The sequence below is a fragment of the Streptomyces sp. NBC_01497 genome (assembly GCF_036250695.1).
Classification (GTDB): domain Bacteria; phylum Actinomycetota; class Actinomycetes; order Streptomycetales; family Streptomycetaceae; genus Streptomyces.
Genome location: NZ_CP109427.1, coordinates 4,878,458 through 4,896,391, shown reverse-complemented (window position 1 = coordinate 4,896,391; position 17,934 = coordinate 4,878,458). Strand labels below are relative to the sequence as shown.

The following is a 17,934-nucleotide window of genomic DNA, read 5'->3' as shown; positions in this document are numbered from 1 at the left end:
GCGGCTCTGGTCCCCTCCCCCTCCGTTCTCCCCGCCGCCTCTGGTCCCCTCCCCCTGCGCTCCCCAACGCCTTCTGCTCTCCGGCTCTACTCCCGGGCGTCCCGCCCTCTCGCCGCGCCTCAGTGCGCCGTCGCGTCCGGTAGGTCCGTGTCCGGTAGGTCCGTGTCCGGTACGCCCGCGCCGCGCCCGTCCGCGTCCGGTACGCCAGCGTCCCGTACACCCGCCTCCTGCACACCCGTCGTCCCTTCCGAGGCACCTGGGACGTTCGGTACGCCCGTCGTGGGAACCGCGCCACCCGTCGGGGCCTCCGTACGGTCCGTACCGTCCGGCGCGTCCGACGGCAGGGCGAACCAGCGGAGCAGTACGGGGCAGGTGTCCGGCGTCGCGTCCTCCGGGCCGCGGGAGAAGCGGCCCAGAAGCTCCAGGTACGCGTCGTGGAAGGCGTTCAGCTCGTCCCTGGTCAGGTGACTCATGCTCCGCGAGCCGCGCAGCCATCCCTCCCCCGTGGCCTCCTCGGCGTGGAAGCGGTCGAGGAGGGCGCGGTCGTCGGCGGCGCGCAGCACGTCGAGTTCGGCCGCCGCCGTTCGCTCCTCCGTGCTCGCCCCGGCGCCGGGGGCTCGCCTGATGTCCAGCCCGCGCACCGCCCGCCACCAGCGCTCCCGGCCCGATGGGTGGTCCGGTGCGTCCTCGATGAGTCCGCCGCCCTCAAGGCGGCGCAGGTGGTAGCTGAGCGTCCCGGTGTTCTCCCCGAGCGCCGCCGCGAGGGTGGTCGAGGTGGCCGGGCCGTTGGTCGAGAGGTGACGCAGGACGCGCAGACGCAGCGGGTGGGCGAGCGCCTTCATGGTGACCGTACTGGTCTCCGTCGCGGGGACCGGCGAGGGACGGGGCGATCGCCGCAGCTCCGGCCCGTCCGTCGCCGCTTCCACCTGTGAAGGCCCCGGGTCCGTCCCGCCCGCCGATGAGGACGGTGGGGCCACTGCCCTGGCCGATGAGGAGTCCGGGGCCGCTCCCCGAGCGGATGAGGACCCGGGGGCCGCCGCTCCGGTCGATGAAGGCCTGGGGGCCGTCGCGCGCGGCGCGGCCGGGTCGGCCGGGGCCGGGTCGGGCTGCTGCGGGGGGTGCGTCATGCGGTTCAGCCTAGAGGCCTTGCGTCAGATCACAGAATTTTCTCTGCAGACCTTTCTCTGCAGAGAAACATCTGCGAGGCTCGAAGCTCGAAGCTCGGGCCCCGGCCTCCCGGCGCCCCCAGCCTCCCGGCGCCCCCGGGTCGGCCCGTCCGTCGAACGGCCGGACCCTTCCGGGGCCGGTCCCGCCGTCCTCTCCTGGAGTCGCCATGTTCGTGACCACCGCACTCGCCTACGCCTCCCTCGCCCTCCTCGCCGGCGGCCCCGTCGGTCAGGACCGTCCCGCCGCATCCCCGTCCGCATCCCCCGCCGCGTCGTTCGCGGCGTGCCCGCCGCGCTCCGCCCTGCCCGCCGGGGCCGACCCCGCCGCCTGGCGCTGCGAGGTCATGTCCGCCACCGGGCACCTCACCCTCGGCCGGATCGACGTGCCGATCGCGGCACCCATGACCGTCACCCACGCCGAGGGCACGGTCGACGGCCACCACGAGCAGGTGTGGGGCGGCCTGTCCGCCACGCCGATACGGGTGGGGAGGAGCCCGTTCACCCTCACCGCCCGGTACGCGGGTCACTTCGACTTCCTCAGCGACGCCACGCGTGTCGGCGAACTGGATCTGACGTTCACCCTCTCCGGCCCCGGGCTGCCGTCCGGGTGCCGCGCGGGCGACGACGCCGACCCCGTACACCTGGTCTTCCAGCCGGCATCCCCGGACAGCACGACCGCCATCGAGGACGTCACCTTCGCCGCTCCCGGCACGCATGGCTGCGGCGTCCTCGGGCCCCTGCTGGACCGGGCCGCCGCGCTGCCTTCTCCCCCGGGACGCAACAGCATCGTGCTGAACGGCGAGCGCTCCGCGCGGTCGTACGCCGACCCCGCGGCCTGAACCGGCACCTCACTCCTGCGCCGGTCCGCCCCCTCGGCGCGGCTGTCCGACCGCAACGACCGGCGGGTGCCGCGCCCCCGCCGCGGCTGTCCGACCGCGACAACCGGCAGGTGCCGCTCCCGCGCCGCGGCTGTCCGACCGCGACGACCGGCAGGTGCCGCTCCCGCGCCGCGGCTGTCCGACTGCGACAACCGGCAGGTGCCGCTCCCGCGCCGCGGCTGTCCGACTGCGACAACCGGCGGGCGCCGCTCCCACGTAGCGGCTGTCCGACCGCGACGACCGGCGGGTGCCGCTCCCGCGTACCGCACATGGGTGAGGGGCGTCCCGTCGGGACGCCCCTCACGCCTGAAGCGAGGTCAGCCCTGGCGGGCCTTGAACCTCGGCTCCTTCTTGTTGATCACGAAGACCCGCCCTCTGCGGCGCACGACCTGCGCCCCGGGCTTGGCCTTCAGGGACTTCACGGAGTTCCTGACCTTCATCGGCACCCACCGCCTTCCGCTCGACGCCTTCACGCCCCACAACCGGAAGGCAATGGTTTTCATTCCCAACGCGGCACTGCGGTCCGGGCGCGTCACCCGTTCCGGTCGAGGTCCCGGCAGTACGGGGGATTCGGCTCGCGCTCCGGTGGAACATGCACGTGATCGTCCGGCGCCCCCCGGGCACCGACCGGCCCCCTACGTGAAGGACCGCTCCTGTGGCTCCGCCGTCCCCCTCTTCTCCACTCCGGCTCCCCTGCAGGGCCGCACTGCTGTCCGCCGCGGCCCTCGCCGCCGGGATCGCCCTCGCCGCCGCGCCGGCCGGGTCGTCGGCCGCAGCACACGGGTCCGGGCCCGAGGCGCTCGCCGCGGCCGCGTCCCTCGGGTCGGCAGGATCGCTCGGCCCCCTCGGACCGCTCACCGAGCTGGCCATCCGCCGCATCCAACTCGGCAGCCAGGTGGCCGCCGCCAAGCGCGGTACGGGATCGCCCGTCGACGACCCCGCCCGCGAAGAGCAGGAACTGGCCAAGGTGCGGCAGCAGGCCGAGCAGCTCGGGCTCGATGCCGGCACGACGGCACGGTTCTTCGAGGACCAGATCGCGGCGAGCAAGGTCGTACAGCGCGGCCTGCTGGCGCGGTGGAACACGCATCCCGGCGAGGCGCCGGCGGAGCGCCCGAGCCTCGCCGCGATCCGTACCGAACTGGACGCGATCACGCAGCGGATCCTGCGGGAACTGGTGGCGACGGACCGGGCGAGGAGGCCGTCCGCGCGCTGCGCCGCCGCCCTGGCGGAGGCCGCCGCCTCGGGCGCCGCCGCGCACCGCCTCGACGCGCTGCACCGCGAGGCGCTGGGGACGGCGCTGCGGTCGGTGTGCACGGCGGCTACGGAGTGACGCGGGCCCGGCTCGGCCGCGAGGGGTGACCAAGTCCGGGACGCACGCACCGGCGAAGCCTCCCGCCCCGGCGTGCCGCCCCGGCCTCGTCAGTCGCGCGGCGCCGGTGACATGTCCTGCGTCCCGATGGCGGCCAGCAGCGCGAACTGCTGGGCCGTCCGCGATCCGGGCGGCGCCGAGTACACCGCGATACGCAGGTCACTGCCCGGGACGGTGAGCGTGTCGCAGTCGACGCTCACGGGTCCGAGGTCCGGGTGGTGGACCGTCTTGTGGTCGGCGCTGTGGAAGCCGACGACGTGCGACTCCCACAGCTCCTCGAAGCGCGCGCTCACGCGACGGAGGTCCGCGATCAGCCGGCGCAGCTCCGGATCGTCCGGGTAGCGGGCGGTCGAGGAGCGCAGGTCGGACACCAGGGCCGTCTCGAAGCGTTCCCGCTGATCCGGCTCGTGCGTGACGCGTCCGGGCAGCTGGGCGAAGTGCCGCCAGGCGACGCTGCGTTCGCGCCCCCGCAAGGCGGAGGGATCGCCGACGAGGGCCGCCCACAGCGGGTTCCACGAGACGGTGTTCCAGTAGGCGTCGTGCACGGCGAGCGGCGTCCTGCCCAGTTGGTCGAGGAGGCGCTGCACGGTCGGCGGGATGTACGGGGACACCTGCCCGTCCGGCGGTGGGGCCTGGCCGGCGAGCAGGAACAGGTGGTCCCGCTCGGTGGGCGTCAGCCGCAGGGCGCGGGCGAGGGCGTGCAGGACCTGGGGGGACGGCGAGGTGGCGCGCCCGCGTTCCAGCCGTACGACGTAGTCGACGGAGAGCCCGGCGAGCTGCGCGAGTTCCTCGCGGCGCAGGCCGGGGGCCCGGCGGGTGCCCGAGGTCAGCCGGGCGGGCAGGCCGGCGTCGTCGGGGCGGGTGCGGTCGCGCCAGTGCCGCAGGGCGCGGCCGAGGTCACCGTGGCCGGTCCCGGCGGCGGTGACCCGGGCACTGTGCGGTTCTTCGCTCACCCGTCCAGTATCGGCGGCCGGAGCCGCGACAGCCTGGTACTGCCGGTCCCCCCGCTGCCCGGTCCCCACGCCGAAGAGGTCTCTGTCGGGGGGCGGCGGACCGGCGGAGTGTGGACGCCATGACCGACCACACCAGCAACATCACCGTCATCACCGGAGCCAACAAGGGCCTCGGCCACGAGAGCGCCCGCCTGCTCATCGAGCGGGGCCACACCGTCTATCTGGGGGCACGCGACGCCGAGCGCGGGAAGCGCGCCGCGGCGGAACTGGGCGCCCGACCGCTGCTGATCGACGTGACCGACGACGCTTCTGTGCGCGCCGCCGCCGAGGTGGTGCGCGCCGAGGCCGGACGTGTCGACCTCCTCATCAACAACGCGGGCATCACCGGCGCCGTCGCGGGCCCCGACGAGTCGGCGGCGGACACACTGCGCCGGGTCTACGAGACGAACGTCTTCGGGCCCGTACGGACCATCCACGCGTTCCTGCCCCTGCTGTCGGGCCCCGGCGCGGTCGTCGTGAACGTCAGCAGCGGGCTCGGTTCCGTCGGCCTCACGGCGGACCCGGAGCTGCGCACGGCTGTGCCGGGGTGGGCCCCGTTCCCCGCGTACGCCTCGTCGAAGGCCTCCCTGAACATGCTGACACTGCTGTACGAGCAGACCTGCCCCGACGTCAGGTTCCGTGTCGTGGACCCGGGTTACACCGCCACCGACCTCAACGGGCACCGGGGCTTCCGGCACGTGACGGAGGGGGCGTCGACGATCGTGGGGGCGGCCGTGGACGACCGCGCGCCGGGCCCCCGGTTCGTCAGTGCGGAGGGCGAACTGCCCTGGTGATAACGGCTTCTGTTCGCCGCCCGCACGGCACCGGGGAGTTGACGGCAGCCCAGGACGGCTGAGCCCGTACGCCCCGGTGGCCTCCGCCACCGTCCGTCAGGGCCCGCTCAGTTGGTGGCGGCGCCCGCGCCCGTGGGGGCGGGCAGCGCCGGCCGCGTCCCGTGGGTGTGCTGGTCCGCGTGCGGCGGCTCGGCCGGCTGGGCGGGCCGCACCTGGTCGAGCAGTGCGGCCAGGGCGGTGTCGACGAGGCGGTAGCGCACGATGCGGCCGTCCCTCGCGCCCGCGACGACGCCCGCGGAACGCAGCAGTCTGAGCGCCTGGGAGACGGCGGGGTCCTTCATGCCGGTGGCGACGGCCAGGTCCGACACGGCCATCGGGCCCACTCCCCGCAGGGCGAGCAGCAGCGCGAGCCGCCCCGGCTCGGCGAGGAGCGAGAAGCGGTCCGCGGCCGCGTGGACGTCGTCGGGCTCTCCGATGGCGGCGATGGCGTCGCAGACGAGGTGTCCGTCGATGATCCGGTGATCCGCGCGCTCGGCCGGTACGAGATGCATGGGGCCGATTGTCTCAGCCGCGGGGCGCGCGCCGCTCGCCCTTGTGATCTTCCACACCTGCGCATCTGTGCAATCTTGCAAGCGATCTGCGCGAACCGTACTGTGGCCGGGCCGTGGTGCACGGGAAGACCGGTGAGGACCAGTGAGGTCCGAGGCCGGAGCGGCCCTCGCCACTGTGATCGGGAAGCTCCCCGTCCGCGGTACCCAGGCCACTGGCCGCCCCAGGGCGACCGGGAAGGCCGGACGGAGAGCGTGCCTGCGTACGCGGTGCTGCCGCGCGCGCCGGCGGACCCGTCAGCCAGGAGACCGGCCACGGCATCTCACGAGTTGATCCACGAGGTGCTGGAGCGTGACCGAGTTGAGCGTGCCCACGTCCATGTCCGCCCCGAGGGACGCGTCCGCGCGGACATCGGGGCCCTTCGCCTGGCGGCGCGAGGACACCGTCCGCACGGCGGGCCTGCTGGCGGTGATAGCCGCGCTGCATGTCGTCGCGTTCGGCGTCCTGTTCCTACTGGTGGTCCCGCACCACTACGAGGTGGGTTCGCAGGCCTTCGGGATCGGCCTCGGCATCACCGCGTACACCCTCGGCATGCGGCACGCGTTCGACGCGGACCACATAGCCGCCATCGACAACACCACGCGGAAACTGATGGCCGACGGGAAACGGCCCGTCTCCGTGGGCTTCTGGTTCGCGCTCGGCCACTCCAGTGTCGTCGTGGCGATGGCGGCGCTCGTCGCGGGCGGCGCGCACCTCGCCGGGATCCTGATGGACGACGACTCCGGCACGCACAGGACGCTGGGCACCGTCGGCACGTCCGTCTCCGGCGGCTTCCTCTACCTGATCGCGGCGCTCAACCTGGTGGCGCTCGCGGGCATTCTGCGGGTGTTCCGCGCGATGCGCGAGGGCCGGTTCGACGAGGCGGAGCTGGAGGCGCACCTGGACTCGCGCGGCTTCATGAACCGCATCCTCAAGCGCTTCACCCGCTCCATCACCCGGCCCGGCCAGATGTACCCGCTGGGCTTCCTGTTCGGACTCGGCTTCGACACGGCCACCGAGGTCACCCTGATGGTCATGGCGGGCAGCGGGGCGGCGGCCGGGCTGCCCTGGTACGCGATCGTCAGCCTGCCACTGCTGTTCGCGGCGGGTATGAGCCTGTTCGACACGCTCGACGGCACGTTCATGAACTTCGCCTATCAGTGGGCGTTCGCCAATCCGGTCCGCAAGGTCTTCTACAACCTGGCGATCACGGGCCTGTCGATCGCGGTGGCGTTCCTCATCGGCACGATCGAACTCGTCGGCGTCCTGCACGACAAGCTCGGCCTGCGCGACGGGGTCACCGACTGGGTGGCGGGGCTCGACCTCGGCAACGTGGGCTACCTCATCGTCGGCCTGTTCGTGGCGGTCTGGGCGGCGGCGCTCGCGTACTGGCGTTTCGCGAAGGTGGAGCAGCGCTGGGCGGTACGGGCCGCCGGGGCGGCCGGAGCGGCGGCGCCGGACGGCGCGGAGAACCCGTCACCGGAGGCCTGACGTCCCGGAGTCGGCCGGACTCCGGGGGCTGACGTCCCGGAGTCGGCCGGACTCCGGGGGCTGACGTCCCGGAGTCGGCCGGACTCCGGGGGCTGACGTCCCGGGGTCGGTCGGACTCCGGGGGCTGACGTCCCGGGGTCGGTCGGACTCCGGGGGCTGACGTCCCGGGGTCGGTCGGACTCCGGGGGCTGACGTCCCGGGGTCGGTCGGACTCCGGGGGCTGACGTCCCGGAGTCGGCCGGACTCCGGGGGCTGACGTCCTGGGGTCGGTCGGGCCCGGTGGCCCGGCGCCCCGGCGCACGTACCCACCCCCCGGAAACGGGAGTTCGCCCGCGTGCCGCGCGGGCCGGGTGCTGGACGCGGCGGGCGTCAGGCCCCCGCCGCCGCCCGCACCCGGGTCAGCTTGTCGGGGTTGAGGACGATGTAGATGCCCCGCACCACGCCCCCCTCGCCGATGTCCAGGGTCAGGCACTGCTGCCGGTCGTCCGCGCCGAGCCAGAGGGCCGGGGCGCCGTTGACGTCGACGAGCGAGTCCACCGAGACGGTGTGGCGGCCCGCGAGCGCCGAGAGGAACGCGACCACCTTCTTGCGGCCCCTGATCGGCCGCAGCGCGGCACGCACCCGGCCGCCGCCGTCGTTCCAGGAGACGACGTCCTCGCTGAGCAGAGCGGTCAGTTGGGAGAGGTCGCCGCTGGTCGCGGCGGTCAGGAAGCGTTCGAGGAGCCGGACATGGTCCTCCCGCGACGCCGTGAACCGCTTGTCGTCCCGGTCGAGATGGCCGCGCGCCCGGTGGTACGTCTGCCGGCAGCCCGCGACCGAGCCGCCGACCACCCCGGCGATGTCCTCGTACGGCAGCGCGAACGCCTCCCGCAGCACGAACACCGCGCGTTCGGGCGGCGAGAGCCGCTGGAGCAGGTGCACGGTGGCGTACGAGACGGTGTCGCGCAGCTCGGCCGTGTCGAGCGGCCCGAGTTCACCGGTGGGTACGGGTTCGGGCAGCCACGGGCCGATGTACGCCTCACGCGTGACGCGGGCTGAGCGCAACTGGTCGAGGGCCAGCCGCGAGGTGACGGTGGCGAGGAAGGCGCGCGGCTCGCGGACGGTGGCCGTGTCGGTGCGCGTCCAGCGCAGGTAGGCGTCCTGGACGATGTCCTCCGCGTCCCACATGCTGCCGAGGAGCCGGTAGGCGAGCCCGGTCAGGAGCGGTCGGTACTGCTCGAAGACCTCGTCGTCCCGCGCCCGTTCGGGGCCGGCCGCGTATCCGCCGGGCCCGCGCTCCCTGCGGGGCCCCCCGCCCTCGGGGCCGGAGTCCGGACGCGTCGGGACGCCGGGGGCCTGCCGGTTCTCCGGGACGGGTTGCGGGGACTGCGGGGACATGGGAGGGCCTTCCGTCGCTGCGGGCAGGGACCGGGGGCCATTGTGTCCTCCCGGCGCCGCCCGCGCGAGGTCGCGGGGCGTCAGCAGCGCGGCGCGCGCGTACGGGCCGCAGGACGATGAGGCATGTCCTGCGGCCCGTTCGGAAGTACGACGGAACGACGGTGAACGACGGCGGAGAACGCGCGGGGACCGCGAAGGTGCGGGAAGGACGTACGGGCGGCCGGCGCTCAGCCCGCCGGCCTGCCGCACAGCCGGCCGTAGCGGCCGAGCGCCGGCCGCAGCCGGGTGTCCAGGCTCCAGGACGACCCGGCGAACGCGTAGTACAGCGCCAGCGACGCGAAGATGTAGCCGACCGACGGGCCCAGGTCGGTCATGCCCTGCTTCCACGGCAGATGGAAGCCCTCGGCGCCGGACCAGATGCCGAACGAGAACACCGCGCTACCGATGAAGACGACGTTGCTGAAGGCGCCGAGGAGCAGTCCGAGCGCGATGAGCGTCTCGATGACGGCCGTGCCCACGGCGAACGCACCCGGCACGGACGTGCCGATGGCGTGCCACATCTGGAGCCACTGGTGGAAGACCGGGGTCTGGACGTCGGCGGCCTTGCCCAGCTCGTCGCCGAGGGTCTGGCCGTGGATGAATCCCGGCAGCCATTTGAACGTGGCGTCGACGGCCCACAGGACGCCGAAGGCGATCCTGACGACGGCCGCGCCGTGCAGCCGCCCGAGGGTGAGGGTGGCGGGCGCCGACAGGAGAGCGTCGGAGGAGGACGACGACAGGGTGGTGAGCGTGCTGCTGCCGGTGCTTGAGGCCGGTGTGGTCACGGGAGCATCCGTTCGGGGACGAGGAGGGGCACAGGAGAAGGGGACCGCTGGCGCCAGTGCGGGATTAGGTTAGGCATACCTAAGCCTTGTTCCCAAGCACTCCGCGACGTGACGAAGAACGCGGCCGTCCGATTGAGCGGATCGGGGCCGCGATCCGTAGATAACGCCCTCATTCACCGGTGTGCGCGCGCGTTCGGCGAGGAGGCCCCTCGCCGGGGCACTCGCGGTCGTCGTCGCGGCCTCTCGCACCGGCCCGCGCGGACGCCTCTCGCACCGCCCGGAGGGCCCGGATTTAAGGACGGCCCGGATCAGGAACGGCCCGGATCAGGGAAGGCGCGGATCAGGAACGGTCCGCGCCACGCCGCCCGGCCCCGCCGCGCCGCGCCGTCCCTCGGCGCCGCCGCGATTCACTGGGCCTCGCGCAGTTCCTCCGGGCAACCGGTGCCCCGTGGCAGTTGGTAGGGCGCCGCCAGCCGGTACACGCCGGCCTTCGGCGCGAGCAGGATCGTCCACTCGTCGCCGTCGTCGTCCTTGTCCGCCTTCGTCAGGCAGCCCGCCGGGTTGGTGTACTGCCGGTGCCGGTCCGCGTCCTTGTCGCCGCGCGCCTCCCGCGCCTTCGAGGCGGCCGTCTCCTGCGGCGGCAGCACGCTCTTGCCCGCCGCGTCGACCAGCCCCAGCCACGGCGAGTACGGGATCCTGATGAGCACGCGGCCCGGCTTCTTCACATGGATCGTCAGCTCGCCGGCACCCGCGCGGTCCACTGTCGCCGGCGGGTCCGCCATCGGCATCGGGTCCTTGACCGCGTACAGCTGCCAGTTGGCGTCGCCCCACAGCTCGGTGAGGTACGGCTCGCCGTGCCGCACGAGCATCGCCTCGCGTGCCGCGCCCTCGTCGGGTCTGCCCTTCGGCAGGACGACGAAGTGCACGGCCCACCGGTCCAGCCAGCCGCGGTAGTTGTCGGCGGTCAGGGTGTCGTCGTAGAACAGCGGGTTCCGCGCGATGTCCGCCTGCCGGTTCCAGCCGCGGGCGAGGTTCACGTACGGCGAGAGCGCGGACGCCTCCCGGTGGCTGCGCGCCGGGACGACCTCCACCCGGCCCTTCGCCGCTCCCGCTCTCTGCAACTGGTGCACGAGCGGCGCCAGCTCACGGGTCCAGGACGCGGTGGGCGCCGTGATCACCATGTCGTCGACGCCCTTGAATCCCGTCCAGACGTTCACGCCCCCGAACGCCAGCAGCAGCGCCCACCAGCGCAGCGAGCCGAGGGCCGCGTACGGGATGGCCGCGAGCAGCAGCACCGCGCCCATGACCATCGCGAGCCGCGAGACGTTCGAGCCGATCTGCGAGTCGACGGCCCAGGTGGCGACCGTGCCGAGCCCGTAGACCACGGCCCCGATGCGGACGGTCCGCCAGTCCTTGGGGACGAGGACGAAGACGGCCGCCGCGAACAGGAACGGCAGGGCCGCCGTACCGATCGACATCGGCTGGGTGCCGGAGAACGGGAACAGCCAGACCGACAGCGCCTCGACGAGGACCGGCGGCAGTCCGAGCGCGTACGCGCCGGGCCGCCGTTTGCAGACGAACAGGGCGACCGCCACGATCCCGAGGAAGAGGCCGGCCACCGGGCTCGCGGCGGTCGCGAGTCCCGCGAACGGCGCGGCGACCGCCGCCTTCCCCCACCGGTTGGTGCGCCACCGGCGGGGCCAGCAGAACACCGCGGCGACCGCGACCAGCCCGAACATCACACCGAGCCCGAAGGTCACACGGCCCGACATCGCGTTGCAGAAGAACGCGAACACCCCGGCCATGGAGCACGCGAGCGGGTTGCGCACCGCCTTGAGGCGGACCAGCACGAGCGCGGTCAGCGCCGCCGACACCGTGCCGGCCACGATCATCGTCGTCCGCACGCCGAGCACCGACATCAGGTACGGCGAGACGACGCTGTACGAGACCGGGTGCATGCCCCCGTACCAGGCGAGGTTGTACGCGGAGTCGGGGTGCCGCCCGACGAACTCGGCCCACGCGTCCTGCGCGGCGATGTCGCCGCCGCTGTTGGCGAGGAAGAAGAACCAGACCAGGTGGGCCGCCAGTGCGACGACCGCGGTCAGCAGGACGGGGTGGCGCACGGCGAGCGCGCGCAGGCCGGTGCCGGGGCGCTCGACGGGTTCCGAGGCGGGGGACGGCGAGGGATCGGGGGCAGGCGTCGGCGGCAGCGCCGCCCGCGGCGGCTCAGCGGTGGTCACTGCGGCACTCCACGTCTCCCCTTGGCGGTCCGGCACATGGAAGGACGCTGTCGACCCGCCGAACAGTTGCCGAACGCTCCCCGACCCCGCCTCGGGACGCTAGCACGGGGGTGGCCCGGGGGTGACGGGATGCCCCGCACGGCAGGCGGGGGGCGCACGGCCCGGGCGCGGGCCCGGACGGCCGGACGCGGTGGTGTCCGGGTGTCGTGCCCGGTGCGGGGGTGTCCGGATGCGGTGGTGTCCGGGTGCGGGGGCGCGGGGTGCGTGCCTGGAGGGGCGACGGCAAACGACGGCACGCGACCGCGTGACCATCCGGGGACGGTCCTCGTACCGGCTGCGGGCGGGCTCAGCCGGGCGGGCTCAGCGGTGGTTCGGAGGGGCCAGGGAGGGCCCGCGCCGGGATCGAGGCCGGTACGGGCCGCTCGCGGCGGCCCGGGGCAGTGCCTGAGTGCCCCCGGGCCGCACGCGGCGGCCCGGGGGCACTCAGGACGGGTCGCGCGCGGCTCAGAAGTGCGCGAGCTTCGCGCCGAACCCGGGCTCGACCAGGTCCTTCTGGAGCGCGACCGGGATCTTCGTACTGCTCAGCCCGTTGCCGACGGTCAGTGTCCCGACGGTGGCGCCGGCCTTCGCCGTGTGCGGGAGGACGCCGGAACCGGCCGACAGTTGCAGCCGCTCGGTGAGCCCGCCCCAGCCGACCGCCTTGGCGTCGGCGGTGGCGACGACGGGCGTCGTACCGCCCAGGCCGTCGTCCACCTCACCGACGACCTGGCCCTTGTGGACGACCGTGACGCGCTTCAGCACGTTCTCGGCCGCGATCATCGCGGTCTTGCTCACCGCGTTGACGGTGTCGATGATCGGCGTCTTGTGCTGGGCGAAGACCGCTCCGACGATGAGCTGGTCCTTGCCGTCGACCATCTTGTGCGCCGCGAACACGAGGTTGCCGCCCGCCGCGGTGGTCGTACCGGTCTTCAGGCCGATGGCGCCGTTGTACGGGACGAGCCGGTTGTAGTTGGCGTGGCTCTCGCCGGACGGGTCGGTCCACGACGGCAGGACGGTGATGGCGGTCAGCGCCGGGATCCCGACGAGCTTCTGCCCCAGGACCACCTGGTCCTTCGCGGTGCTCACCGTGGACGACTTGAGACCGGACGGGTCCGTGTACGTGGTGTGGTCCATGCCGAGCGCCTTCGTCTCGGCGTTCATCTTCTTGACGAAGGCGGCCTCGGAGCCCGCGTCCCACCGTGCCAGCAGGCGGGCGATGTTGTTCGCGGACTGGACCATCAGCGCGGACAGCGCGTCCTTGAGCGTGAGCTTGTCGCCCGCCTTGACGGTGTTGAGCGTCGACTCGCCCTCGCTGTCCAGGCCGCCCTCCTGCTCGGCCAGCTTGTCGACGGTGATCGACGGACCGTTCTGACCGGTCTTCAGCGGGTGGTCCTTGAGGACCAGGTACGCGGTCATCAGCTTGGCGACGCTGCCGACGGGGACGGGCGTCTCCTTGCCGAACGAGTCCATGGTGCCGAGACCGGGCGCGGCCAGGAAGCCCTGCCCCTCGGAGGGCCACGGCAGTCGGGGACTCTTCCCCTCGAAGCTGTACGTGGCGGCGGCGGTCATCGTGAGCGACGGCGACGGCAGCGGCCGCACGGCCTGCACGACGACGTAGACGATCACCAGCAGCAGGACGAGCGGCGTCCAGATCTTGAACCGGCGGGCGACGACGCGGACGGGGGTGTCCGGTGTGTTCGTCAACTCGGCGAGCAGGTCCAGCGGGTCCTTGGGCGGTACGGGCTGCTGGGTGGTGCGCTCCGGGTCGATGACCGGCGTGATGGGCCTGCCGGGCGCACCCGCCGCGCGCGGAGCTCCCGGCGCACCGGACGGACCGGGCGCGGCAGGAGTCGGGATCGACGGCCAGGGCGACGGCGCCGTCGACGGCGCGTCGTCCCGCTTGAGCGGGACGAACGTGCTGCCGCCGGCGGCCGGGGGAGCGCCCGGGCCGCCGTTGAGCGGCGGCCGGGCCGGCAGCTTGAGAGCGGTGGTCGGATGGTCGACGGGCGGCTTGCCCTGCGCCGGGACCGTACGGATGGCCGTGGTGGGCTGGTCGACGCCGCCCTTGGCCCAGCCCGGGGTACGGGCGGAGGCCGCGGCGCCACCGGCACCGCCACCGGAGCCCGGACGGGCGCCCCTGACGGGCCCGGCGGGCACATCCTTGCCGGAAGGCTGCGCCGGCACGCCACCGACGGCGCCTCGACCGGGGCCGGGGGCCGGGCCGTCGGCCTCGCCCTCGCGCTCGGAGCCGTCGTCGCCCTCGGAGCCGCCGTCCGAGGCGCTGTCGTCGCCCTCGGAGCCGCCGTCCGAGGCGCCGTCGTCCTCGGCACCGGCGCCCGTGCCGGTTCCGGTGACCGCGCCGGTGCCAGTACCGGCGGTCGTGGCCGCGCCGGTGCCCGCGGTCGTGGCCGCGCCGGTACCGGCGGTCGTGGCCGCGCCGGTGCCCGCGGTCGTGGCCGCGCCAGTGCCGGCGGTCGTGGCCGCGCCAGTGCCGGCGGTCGTGGCCGCGGCTGATGCGGCGTCGGAACCGGAATCCGTGGGCCCGCCCTCGGCTTCGGCGCCGGCTGGCCCGTCCTCGGAGGTGGCATCGGCGGCCACTTCCCCGGTGTCACTCCCGGAGGCGGGCGTGGCGGAGACGGCGTCCGCGGCGTCGCCGGCGGTCCCGGCGGTCCCGGCGGTCCGCTCCCGGCCCTCACTCCCGCTATCGCTCGTAGCGGCCTTCCCAGCCCCTTCTCGCGCCTTCCCGGCCTCGCCTGCGACAGCCTCGCCTGCGACAGCCGTGTCCGCGTCCGAATCCGCTTCCGTGTCTGTGTCCGCTGCTGGGACTGCGACTGCGGGCGCGGCCCCGGCCTCCACCGTGGTCCCTGGAGCTCCTTCGGGCTTCGCGCCGCCGTCGGCCTCATCGGCTTCCCGCGCCTCGGGGGCGGCGGACTCCGCGCGCTCGTCGCGCTCCTCGCCCCGGGCCTCGTCCGGCGGCGCGGCGCGCCCGGTGTCCTTCGGGTTCCTGGGGTCCTTCGCGTCCCCGGGCGTCACCGCCGGAGTCCCGCTCCCGGTTATGGCCGCTTCGGCATCGGTCTCGGCGTCGGCATCAGCCGCGGCACCGGCGTCGGTGTTTGCTTCCGCAACGCCCGCACCGTCCGCCTCCGCTTCCCCCGGGGCAGCGGTGCGCGTGTCCCGTTCGTCCGGGCCCGTCTCCCCTGACGACTTCTGCTGTTCCGACTTGCCGGGGGACTCGCCCGCCACCGTGTCTCCTTCGTGTCGCTCCGCCGTGCGGCGCCTTCGCGCGCCGACCGCGCTGTCCGAACCGTCTCTCAGTTTCCTGTTCGGGACCGCCGCCTGTGTCCTAGACGAGAACGACATACATAACGGTTCCCATACAAAGCACCCAGGCGCTCTCGACAGACCAATGTGAGAGGGGTCACCCTGTCATTCATCCACGCGGGGAGGCATGGATGGGCAGGAGCCGCAGAACAATTCCGGAGGAGCTTCTGTTGCTCGCTCTGGACCCGACCACGGGTACCACAGCGCAGCCGCAGTCGCTCGACCTCGGCCTGGCCGGAGCACAGCTAGTGGAGCTGGCGCTGGCAGGCCGGATAGCCCCTGACGGGGATCGTATAGCCGTGGTGATGCCACGGCCGACCGGAGATCCGACTCTGGACTCCGCACTGGAGCTGCTGCGCAGACGCGGCAGCCCGGTTCGGGCTGTCCACTGGATCGGCGGGCCCCGACTGGGGCTGCGCCAGACGTATCTCTCGCACCTGGAGCGGTGCGGCATGGTGCATGCCGTGGCGGGACAGATGTGCGGGGTGCTGCCGACGACGCGCTACCAGGCGACGGAAACGGCGGTGAGCCGGGAGATCAAAGCCCGGCTCGACAGTGCGATCCGCACCGGTGTACCGCCGGACCCGCGGACCGCGGCGCTCGCCGCACTGGCCCACGCGGTCGGTCTCGGCAAGCACCTCTACCCCGGAAACGAGGGCCGCTCTTCGCGCTCCCGGCTCCGGGACCTGATCAGGCACGACCCGATGGGCGGTCTCGTCGCGCACGCCGTGATGGACGTGCAGAACGGCGTCGCGGTCCAGCCGCGCCGCAACCCCGCCCAGGGGGCCGTGGCACCCGGCATGGCGGCGGGCGGACGGCCAGGCGGCGTTCCGGCGCAGCCGAGCCGGGGCGGGAGCATGGCCCGCGTCCCGGCCCACTGAGGGCGCGCGAGACGACAGGACCGGGCGCGGCGCCGCGAGGCGCCCGTCCGGCCCGCCCGCACGGGCGGTGCCTGCACGGCGGGTTCGTAACGCCGCGGGCCCAACAGGCGCGTGCGGCGGGCATGAACGGCATGCAGGGCAGCGGCGTACGGCAAGGCGCGTACGCCGGGCACGCACAGCGAGCACGTGCGGCACGGTCGGTGGCCGGCGGCGCGGGCGTGGGGACGGAGCGATCCGTCCCGACGGTCCGCGCGGGCGGTCGCCGCGCGTGCCTGCGTGACTCCGTACCGACCCTCCAGAGCCGGTCCGGGAGCCGCAACACACGCGCGGGGCAGTCCGATCCGTCGGACTGCCCCGCGCGCGCGTGCCGGGCCGCACATGCCCGAACGGGCACCGGCGCACGCGCCGGAGTGTGCGCCGGGTGCCCCGCCCGAGCCCCGAGCGACCCTGTATCCCCGTTTTCCAGCGCGGTCCGACCTATCGATGGCAATCTGCTGAGCAGTAGATACGTACAGCTACCCCAGCCCGGCGGGCCGCTCGGCGCCCTGCCGACCGCTGCGTCGGCCCCCATTTCACCGGAGGTGCAGTCCCCGTGGCGTCCAACGTCAACCCCACCGTAAGGCGACGCCGATTGGGCCAGGAGTTGCGCAGACTCCGCGAGCAGCGGGGCATGACGGCCGAAGAGGTCGCGGAGCGCCTGCTCGTCTCCCAGTCGAAGATCAGCCGGCTGGAGAACGGGCGGCGTTCGATCAGCCAGCGCGATGTGCGCGACCTGTGCGGGGTGTACGAGGTCGAGGACCGCCGCATCGTCGATTCGCTGATGCAGATGGCGAAAGATTCGCGCCAGCAAGGGTGGTGGCACGCCTTCGGCGACATCCCGTACAGCGTCTACATCGGGCTTGAGACCGACGCGGCCTCGCTGCGGGTCTACGAGCCGCAGGTGGTGCCCGGGCTGCTGCAGACGCGGGACTACGCGGAGGCGCTCGTCGCGGGCGCGCTGCCGGAGTACGCGAAGACGGACGTGGACAAGCGGGTCGGTGTGCGGATGCGACGCCAGGACCGGATCAAGGACGCCGAGAGCCCGTTGCGGCTCTGGGCGGTCGTCGACGAGGGGGCGCTGCGCCGGGTCGTGGGCAGCCACCAGATGATGCGCGAGCAGCTGGAGCACCTGATCGAGCAGTCCCGCCTGCCCCATGTCACCGTGCAGGTGCTGCCGTTCGAGATGGGCGCGCACCCGGGCATCAGCGGCCACTACGCGGTACTGGAGTTCCCCGACGCGTCGGATTCCAGTGTGGTGTACATCGAGGGCGTGACGAGCGACCTGTACCTGGAGAAGGCCAACGACGTGCAGCGCTACAGCGTGATGTACGAGCACCTGCGTGCCCAGGCCCTCAACGTCGAGCAGAGCAGGGACTTCATCTCTGCGATCGCGAAGGACCACGCGACCACGTAGTGCTCAGACAGGGGTATTGATCATGTGCCGACGGAGAGTACACCCAATACCCGGATGATCGGACCATTCACCTGGCATATACCACTCTAACGAGTGAACGGTCACCCCGCCCTGCAGGTCAGACGAGTAGCGTCGATCTTGCCAGCAGAAAGTTGGCGTGTTTGCACACCACTTGCAGAACCGGAGTGACCAAGCATGGCAATCCTCCAGGGCGCCACGAACACGTGGACGAAGTCCTCCTACTCGGGCGGAAACGGCGCGTGCGTCGAAGTCAGGTCCCCCGAGGTCCTGTCGGTCGACGTCCGGGACTCGAAGGCCCCCGAGGGGCCCTCGATCGCCTTCTCCCCCACGTCGTGGACGTCGTTCGTGACCGAGATGAACGGCGGCGGGCCCGGCCTCGCCTGACCCGACCGCACTGACACTGACAGAGCCCTCTCGACCGGTTCCGCCGTCCTGGCCGAGGGGGCTCGGCCGTACCCGCGCGGCACAACGGTCCGGCGCACATCCCCCCGCGCGGCACC

The 17,934-nt window shown here is 73.4% G+C and carries 14 protein-coding genes, 1 pseudogene and 1 riboswitch; of the genes and pseudogenes, 7 read left to right on the top strand and 8 right to left on the bottom strand.

Features of this window, described 5'->3' with window-relative positions; all coding sequences use genetic code 11:
- Positions 1-119: 119 nt before the first annotated feature.
- Positions 120-926, bottom strand: coding sequence for an ArsR/SmtB family transcription factor (locus tag OG310_RS20650; protein WP_329457353.1), 807 nt, complete (start codon positions 924-926; stop codon positions 120-122).
- A gap of 407 nt (positions 927-1,333) precedes the next feature.
- Between OG310_RS20650 and OG310_RS20645 the strand changes: the two genes are divergently transcribed.
- Positions 1,334-2,005, top strand: coding sequence for a hypothetical protein (locus OG310_RS20645; protein ID WP_329457352.1), 672 nt, complete (start codon positions 1,334-1,336; stop codon positions 2,003-2,005).
- 356 nt (positions 2,006-2,361) lie between these two features.
- Here the strand turns inward: OG310_RS20645 and ykgO are convergent, their stop codons facing one another.
- Complete coding sequence (ykgO, locus tag OG310_RS20640; RefSeq protein WP_329457351.1) at positions 2,362-2,484, bottom strand: type B 50S ribosomal protein L36; 123 nt, start codon at positions 2,482-2,484, stop codon at positions 2,362-2,364.
- 215 nt (positions 2,485-2,699) lie between these two features.
- Between ykgO and OG310_RS20635 the strand changes: the two genes are divergently transcribed.
- Positions 2,700-3,374 carry a chorismate mutase gene (locus tag OG310_RS20635; protein ID WP_329457350.1) on the top strand — a complete coding sequence of 225 codons (675 nt, stop codon included), beginning with the start codon at positions 2,700-2,702 and terminating at the stop codon, positions 3,372-3,374.
- An 89-nt stretch (positions 3,375-3,463) separates the two neighbouring features.
- Here the strand turns inward: OG310_RS20635 and OG310_RS20630 are convergent, their stop codons facing one another.
- Complete coding sequence (locus tag OG310_RS20630) at positions 3,464-4,366, bottom strand: helix-turn-helix domain-containing protein (RefSeq protein WP_329457349.1); 903 nt, start codon at positions 4,364-4,366, stop codon at positions 3,464-3,466.
- Positions 4,367-4,485: 119 nt separating this feature from the next.
- Between OG310_RS20630 and OG310_RS20625 the strand changes: the two genes are divergently transcribed.
- On the top strand, positions 4,486-5,199 hold the full coding sequence (locus OG310_RS20625) for an SDR family NAD(P)-dependent oxidoreductase (protein WP_329457348.1): 714 nt from the start codon (positions 4,486-4,488) through the stop codon (positions 5,197-5,199).
- Between the two features lie 209 nt (positions 5,200-5,408).
- On the opposite strand, the pseudogene OG310_RS20620 reads toward OG310_RS20625, so the two are convergent.
- Positions 5,409-5,750, bottom strand: a pseudogene (locus OG310_RS20620) (ArsR/SmtB family transcription factor); the annotation flags it as partial.
- A gap of 97 nt (positions 5,751-5,847) precedes the next feature.
- Positions 5,848-6,079, top strand: a riboswitch (cobalamin riboswitch).
- Positions 6,080-6,126: 47 nt separating this feature from the next.
- Between OG310_RS20620 and OG310_RS20615 the strand changes: the two are divergent.
- Complete coding sequence (locus tag OG310_RS20615) at positions 6,127-7,278, top strand: HoxN/HupN/NixA family nickel/cobalt transporter (protein WP_329460284.1); 1,152 nt, start codon at positions 6,127-6,129, stop codon at positions 7,276-7,278.
- Between the two features lie 369 nt (positions 7,279-7,647).
- Here OG310_RS20615 and sigJ read toward each other — a convergent pair whose 3' ends face one another.
- The 4 genes from sigJ to OG310_RS20595 all read right to left on the bottom strand — a co-directional run bounded on the left by sigJ (position 7,648) and on the right by OG310_RS20595 (position 15,001).
- Entirely contained in the window at positions 7,648-8,655 is a 1,008-nt protein-coding gene (sigJ, locus tag OG310_RS20610) for an RNA polymerase sigma factor SigJ (protein WP_329457347.1), read from the bottom strand.
- Between the two features lie 227 nt (positions 8,656-8,882).
- Positions 8,883-9,479 carry a hypothetical protein gene (locus tag OG310_RS20605; protein WP_329457346.1) on the bottom strand — a complete coding sequence of 199 codons (597 nt, stop codon included), beginning with the start codon at positions 9,477-9,479 and terminating at the stop codon, positions 8,883-8,885.
- Between the two features lie 407 nt (positions 9,480-9,886).
- Positions 9,887-11,719: an MFS transporter gene (locus tag OG310_RS20600; protein WP_329457345.1), complete on the bottom strand. Its 1,833-nt coding sequence runs from the start codon at positions 11,717-11,719 to the stop codon at positions 9,887-9,889.
- Positions 11,720-12,223: 504 nt separating this feature from the next.
- On the bottom strand, positions 12,224-15,001 hold the full coding sequence (locus tag OG310_RS20595) for a D-alanyl-D-alanine carboxypeptidase family protein (protein ID WP_329457344.1): 2,778 nt from the start codon (positions 14,999-15,001) through the stop codon (positions 12,224-12,226).
- A gap of 209 nt (positions 15,002-15,210) precedes the next feature.
- Here OG310_RS20595 and OG310_RS20590 point away from each other — a divergent pair, with 209 nt between their 5' ends.
- The 3 genes from OG310_RS20590 to OG310_RS20580 all read left to right on the top strand — a co-directional run bounded on the left by OG310_RS20590 (position 15,211) and on the right by OG310_RS20580 (position 17,818).
- Positions 15,211-15,960, top strand: coding sequence for a GOLPH3/VPS74 family protein (locus tag OG310_RS20590; protein WP_329457343.1), 750 nt, complete (start codon positions 15,211-15,213; stop codon positions 15,958-15,960).
- A gap of 592 nt (positions 15,961-16,552) precedes the next feature.
- Entirely contained in the window at positions 16,553-17,413 is an 861-nt protein-coding gene (locus OG310_RS20585) for a helix-turn-helix domain-containing protein (RefSeq protein ID WP_329457342.1), read from the top strand.
- 195 nt (positions 17,414-17,608) lie between these two features.
- Positions 17,609-17,818, top strand: a complete 210-nt coding sequence (locus tag OG310_RS20580) for a DUF397 domain-containing protein (RefSeq protein WP_329457341.1) — start codon at positions 17,609-17,611, stop codon at positions 17,816-17,818.
- The last annotated feature ends 116 nt before the right edge of the window (positions 17,819-17,934 follow it).